The 3,207-nt window shown below is 70.8% G+C and carries 3 protein-coding genes; 2 read left to right on the top strand and 1 reads right to left on the bottom strand.

Going from position 1 to position 3,207, the window contains the following annotated elements; all coding sequences use genetic code 11:
- Positions 1 to 575: lipase family protein (locus tag EAO75_RS43595; protein ID WP_148000691.1), on the bottom strand; the 575-nt coding region annotated here is incomplete at its 3' end.
- 547 nt (positions 576 to 1,122) lie between these two features.
- On the opposite strand from EAO75_RS43595, the gene EAO75_RS43590 reads away from it, so the two are divergent.
- Together EAO75_RS43590 and EAO75_RS43585 are read left to right on the top strand one after the other, a co-directional pair.
- Positions 1,123 to 2,232 (top strand): hypothetical protein, encoded by a 1,110-nt coding sequence (locus tag EAO75_RS43590; RefSeq protein ID WP_148000690.1) that lies wholly within the window; start codon positions 1,123 to 1,125, stop codon positions 2,230 to 2,232.
- Positions 2,233 to 2,477: 245 nt separating this feature from the next.
- Positions 2,478 to 3,207 (top strand): hypothetical protein (locus EAO75_RS43585; RefSeq protein WP_148000689.1); only part of this gene is annotated, 730 nt, incomplete at its 3' end.

The raw sequence follows: 3,207 nt of genomic DNA, 5'->3' as shown, positions 1-3,207 counted from the left end.
CCCCCCAGTGCGGTGTCGTAGGCGGTGGCCAGCAGCCGGTCGCAGGTGCGGGGCTGGCCGTAGGTGTAGATGCCGTGGGGGGTGAGGTTCGGTGCCTCGAAGTGCATGCGGGCGCCGGCGAGCATGGCCAGGGCGCCGCCGAGGCTGTGGCCGGTGAACCACACCGATTGGCTGTCGTTCTTGAATTCGGCGACGGTGTCGCGGATCTGCGGGTGGACGGCGTCCAGGGCGCGGTGGAAGCCGTAGTGCACGAAGCCCTTGCCGGCGGGGCCGGGGATGGGCGGGGTGGTGGTGTCGGTGAGCCAGTCGCGGATCTGCTTGGACTCGGTGCCGCGGAACGCCACCAGCACCATGCGGTCGGAGGCGGCGATGTAGGCCTGGGTGTCCTCGATCGGGAACGGCATCGTGTGCGGGGACGAGAGGTGCTTGAACTGGTCGAATCCCCACTCGCGGGCGAGTCGTTCGGCCTGCTCCGGGGTCTTGTAGGCGGCGCGGGCGGCCTGGGCGAGCCAGTAGGCGTGCGCGAGGGAGTAGCCGGAAGCGGAGTGGTCCAGGGCGGGGACGGGCATGGGCATGGCGGGACCGCCTTCTGACGAACGAGTGGGTGACAGTTCGTTGATCTTGGCCTGTCCGGCGATCAAGGTCGGGGACCGGTGCGCGGCATTCGGCGGGCGCACGAAGTACTTGAGAGGGCGTGCGTGCTCCGTCACGCGCTCCCGCCGGTCATGCGCCCGTGCACCGGCTCGCGGGCCGGGCGGTGTCCTGGCCGTCGAGCCCGGCGAGGTCGGTACGTGGGTGGGTCCGCTGCCGGTCGACGCTCTCACGGCATAGCCCCGCGCCCCGTGGTCTCGGACGGGTCGGAGTGGTATGCCCTGGTCCCGGACTCGTCGTCGATCCACGCGGTCGACGCGAAGTTCGACGGGAGATTACTGATCGGTAGAGCACGCGGGCGGGTGAACTCCGCGAAGTTCGCCCGCCTGTTGGCCGAAAGACGCCCCCGTCGACCGGGGGGCGCCGGGCCCGCCGGCCGGACACGGTCGGCGGACACCGCTGATCGTGTGACTGCCGGCCGGTGATCCTCGTTGGTCCACCGACCACCCATGCGAGGTACGGAGGGCACACATGACGCTGGGGCAGGGCACCTTCGTGGCGGTCGTCACAGCTGTGGTGGGCGTGCCCTTCGCGAGCCTGATCGCCGGCTGGGGGGTCGGGGACACGGGACCGGAACTGAGCCCGCCCCGGGGCGGCGGATCCGCCACGGACGTCAAGCGCGTCACCCTGGACAAGGACACGGCGAACACGCGCGACGGCTGGGACGGCGAGGCGACCCTGGGCTGCTGCGTCGCCCTCGTCGTCGCTGTGGCCATCGTGCTGGTGGAACTGGCGGTGGCCGACCCGGGGCCGAACGACGGCCATGTCCGGGCGGTCGCCACCATTCCGGTTCTGATGGCGGCGGCGGTACCGGTCCTGCGGTACCGCAAGGGCGCACGCGGTCTGCTGCTGGCGGTGCACGCGTCGGGCGCGCTGACGCTGGCGGCGGTGTGTCTGAGCGTCGCCGCCTTCGTCACCGGACCGCCGCCCTACGCGACGGGATGGATCCTGCTCGCCATCGTCGCCGCAGGTGTGGCCACCACGTCCGTCCTGGCCCTGGTCCGGGCACAGGTGACGCTCACTGTGGTGCCGGTCGCCGTCGCCGTGCTGGTCGCCGTGTTCGGCGCGATCGCGCACTCCGTGTACGACTCGCCGGGCTACGCCATGCGCTTCGGGTACCGCGTGCGCATGCCGTTGCCCTCCCATTGCGTGGTGGGCGAGGGGATGGGGTGCGCAATCACGTGGGACGAGGCTCAGCACGGGTCGTCCCCCGCCTTCGCCCAGGGGCAGGTGGTCGCCGTCCACTTCAGCCCGGAGGGCAGGGAACGTTACGGGCGTTACTACCGGCTCGGTGGCTTCTACAAGCCCGGAGACGACAACGACCCGACTCTGGTCTTCCTGGATACCCGGGCCGTCGGGGACGACGCGTACGTGACCCTCGGCTACCGGGCCGACTCCTTCACGCCGTTGGGGCGGTTGCGTCTGCCGGGGCTGATGTGGGCGGCCCTGCCTCTCCTCCTGTGCCCGCTGGCGCTGCATCTGTTCCTCGTCAGGGACAGGGCGGCGCAGCCGCTGCGGCGGCGCCGGACACCCGGTGCCGGATGGGCGGCATCGGTGACTCGGCACGGCGAGCGGGTGTGAGCAGTGAGCACGGAACAGGCAGGCATCATGAGGACACGTCGCTGCGGCCCCAGCGCCCGGGCCCTCCGGTCCGGTGCCGCCCTGCTGACGGCGGGCGTCCTGGCCGCCGGCCTGCTGACGCCTTCCGCGCAGGCGTCGGGTGCGGCAGCCGCGAGGCTGCCCGCCGCCGCGTCGCCGGTCGACCCGGGACGCGAACACGCGGAGATCGCCCGGAAGGTCATCGCGGACCGCTCGGTCGGGCGGGCATGGAGGCCCACGAGGCGCTCCACGCGGAGGACGGCGGCCGCAACCTCGCGATCAACTGGTTCGACGTGACCGACTTCCCCCGCCACGTCTACCGGAGGATCACCAAGCAGTTCGACAACCTCGACTTCAGTATCGGATTTCCTGGCAGCAGGAGGAAGACCGACCGGCGCCGCTACGAACGGCTCGGAAGAGTGCAGTGTCACGCGGGAAAGGAAACGCTGTTCGAGCGCCTGGGGATGTCGCCGGACCGAACCGTCCTGGAACTCACCGCGGTCAACGTTCCGGTGAGCCGTGCGGAGGGGGCGTACGACGCGGCCGGAGTGCATTCGGAGGCCCTGATCTACGAGAAGATCCTGCGGCCGTTCCTGCGGGAACTCGGTCTGTCCGCCGAAGAGGTCGACACGCTCCTGGGCAAGGCCGTCGGGGGATTCTCCGACCGGGCGCGCTGTCCCGCGTGCCACAGGATCACGATCAGGATCCCCGCGGACAAGTTCGCGTCGATCGTGCCCTACGACCCCAAGGAGAAGCCGGAGCGGACGAACCGGGTCGGTGCCATCATCGCCAGCGGTACGAAGATCGTCAGGGAGTGCAAGGGCGAGCAGGAGGCCAAGGCCCAATCAGGCCATGCCGGTGAGCGGCGGCCCCGCCACCGACTGCGTCTCGAAGAAGGCGGGCAGCGGCCCCCGGCCGTCATGGTGATGACCATCTCGTGCTTGTGCCGGCTCTGGT

The sequence above is a fragment of the Streptomyces sp. UW30 genome (assembly GCF_008042075.1).
Lineage (GTDB): Bacteria > Actinomycetota > Actinomycetes > Streptomycetales > Streptomycetaceae > Streptomyces.
This window is presented reverse-complemented; position numbering and strand designations above follow the sequence as displayed.

Coding starts and splice junctions, on each gene's coding strand:
- EAO75_RS43590 (WP_148000690.1), top strand. CDS start 1,123: ATGACGCTGGGGCAGGGCACCTTCGTGGCGGTCGTCACAGCTGTGGTG.